We start from the raw sequence: 2,512 nt of genomic DNA, 5'->3' as shown, positions 1-2,512 counted from the left end.
GAGCTAGGGTCATTCCCCTAGCTAATTTTGTCCTCAAACGTGTTTCAGCGAATGGTCAAGAAAAATCATAAATGCCTAGCGAGTAGTGAGTTATGAGAGTTACGAGTGGCTTTATTTGTATTAGTTCTGACTAGATCTGACACTTCAATTTGAAATGAAGAGAGTTACCCACTTTGATTAAAGGTGCTGAATCCGTAATCAAAGACAATAAGAGGTAACTCTCATGCTTCATACTAGCAATCCAATCATTAAACACAAAGCTGGCCTTCTCAATCTTGCAGAAGAACTCGGCAATGTATCCAGAGCCTGTAAGGTCATGGGCGTCTCCAGAGACACTTTCTATCGTTATCAAGAGTTAGTCGAGACTGGTGGTATCGATGCACTTATTAATCAGAGCCGTAGAACACCAAACTTGAAGAATCGTGTCGATAGTGAAATTGAACAGGCTGTTCTCAAGTACGCCATTGATTTCCCTGCTCACGGACAAGTCAGAACAAGCAATGAACTACGTAAACTGGGTGTGTTTATCTCCCCAAGTGGCGTTCGCTCAATCTGGCTTCGTAATGATCTAGAGAACTTCAAGAAACGCCTTATCGCACTGGAGAAGCAGGTCGCTGAGAACGGTATCATCTTAACTGATGAGCAAGTTGTCGCCCTTGAGCGCAAGAAACTCGATGATGAGGTTTGTGGTGAGATAGAAACAGCACATCCAGGTTATCTCGGCTCTCAAGACACTTTCTATGTTGGCAACTTGAAAGGTGTTGGACGCATCTATCAACAAACCTTCGTTGATACCTACAGCAAAGTCGCCTTTGCCAAGCTCTACACAACAAAAACACCGATCACCGCTGCTGATATGTTGAATGACAAAGTTCTACCGTTCTTCGAGGCTCAGGAGCTACCAATGCTTAGAATTTTAACGGACCGAGGCACTGAATACTGCGGTCGAGTCGAGCAGCACGATTACCAGCTTTATTTAGCGATCAATGATATCGACCACACCAAGACTAAGGCCATGTCGCCACAAACAAACGGGATCTGCGAACGCTTCCACAAGACCATATTGAATGAGTTCTACCAAGTGACGTTCAGAAAGAAACTGTATGGTTCGATGGAAGAGTTACAGAAAGATCTGGACGAATGGATGGACTACTACAACAATCATCGTACTCATCAAGGAAAAATGTGCTGCGGCAGAACGCCAATAGAAACATTAGAGGATGGGAAATCAATCTGGGCAGAGAAGAATCTAGCCCAGATATAATCTGACAGGCACCGAGTTGAAAAGTGGGTAACTGTCAGATCAGGTCTGAATTAGTACACTTTATTATTTTACTTGACCATTATTATCCTAAATACCCTGCTAAGCCTTTAGGGGCAAGCTGCTTATACGGCTACAGGAGCTTTGATATGAGGGTGAGATTCGTAGCCTACGATTTCAAAGTCCTCAAACTTATAGTCAAATAAGCTGTCAGGTTTGCGTTTGATTTTCAGCTCTGGAAGTGGATATGGCTCTCTTGAAAGCTGGAGGTTAGTTTGCTCTAAGTGATTGAGGTAAAGATGAGTATCTCCTCCAGTCCAAACAAAGTCTCCAACATCCAAATCACACTGTTGTGCAATCATATGAGTTAAAAGCGCATAAGAGGCAATATTAAACGGAAGCCCCAAGAAAACATCACAACTTCTCTGATAAAGCTGACACGAAAGCTTGCCATTTGCTACATAAAACTGAAACATCGCATGACATGGAGGTAGTGCCATCTCATCTACAAAAGATGGGTTATAGGCAACAACCATGTGTCTTCTGCTATTTGGGTTGTTCTTAATAGCATCTACCACATTCGCAATCTGGTCAGTGTGGCTACCGTCAGAATTAGGCCAAGACCGCCACTGATATCCGTAAACAGGGCCAAGATCACCATTCTCATCTGCCCACTCATCCCAAATACTTACACCATTTTCTTTTAGGTAAGTGATGTTGGTGTCTCCTTTCAAGAACCAAAGGAGTTCATGGATAATTGATCGTAAATGACATTTCTTCGTTGTAACCAGAGGAAAACCCTCTGATAGGTTAAATCTCATTTGATGACCAAAGACTGAAAGTGTACCTGTGCCTGTTCTGTCTCCCCTTTCTGTACCCTCTTCAAGGATTCTTTTCATTAAGTCGTGATATTGTTTCATTGCTAGGCTCCTTGAGTAACTTGTAGTGGGTACTGGTAGTGACTACTAGTATTAAAGCATCTTAAAAGTATTGATATAAAAGGCAACTCACTCACCCACTCACTAACTAGTAGTTTTTTGAGGGGTACTTTGTTATAGAAATTAAGAATTTCACCGCGATCATCAACACCGCGGGTTAAGTCATCCACAATCTTACGGAGCTGGTCAATGTGCCCCCCATCCGGCTTCGCCCAGGCACGCCCCTGCACCCCATAAACCCGCCCCATGTCATCCTCACCTTTACGATTGTCCTTTATACACATCTGACGCTGCCGACGCAACCCTTTGCGTA

General features: G+C 43.3%; 2 protein-coding genes and 1 pseudogene. 1 reads left to right on the top strand and 2 read right to left on the bottom strand.

What is annotated here, in order from left to right:
- The first annotated feature begins 223 nt into the window (after positions 1 to 223).
- The gene (locus CAG65_RS16305; protein ID WP_161454314.1) at positions 224 to 1,264 is read left to right on the top strand and encodes an IS481 family transposase; all 1,041 of its coding nucleotides are present in this window, start codon (positions 224 to 226) and stop codon (positions 1,262 to 1,264) included.
- 122 nt (positions 1,265 to 1,386) lie between these two features.
- Here CAG65_RS16305 and thyA read toward each other — a convergent pair whose 3' ends face one another.
- Both thyA and CAG65_RS16295 read right to left on the bottom strand, forming a co-directional pair.
- Complete coding sequence (gene thyA / locus CAG65_RS16300) at positions 1,387 to 2,181, bottom strand: thymidylate synthase (protein WP_069547184.1); 795 nt, start codon at positions 2,179 to 2,181, stop codon at positions 1,387 to 1,389.
- A 131-nt stretch (positions 2,182 to 2,312) separates the two neighbouring features.
- Positions 2,313 to 2,512, bottom strand: a pseudogene (locus CAG65_RS16295) (thymidylate synthase); the annotation flags it as partial.

This window comes from Vibrio sp. V39_P1S14PM300 (assembly GCF_009904765.1).
Classification (GTDB): domain Bacteria; phylum Pseudomonadota; class Gammaproteobacteria; order Enterobacterales; family Vibrionaceae; genus Vibrio; species Vibrio proteolyticus.
The sequence above is the reverse complement of the archived record's forward strand: the minus strand, read 5'-3'. Positions and strand labels throughout refer to the sequence as shown.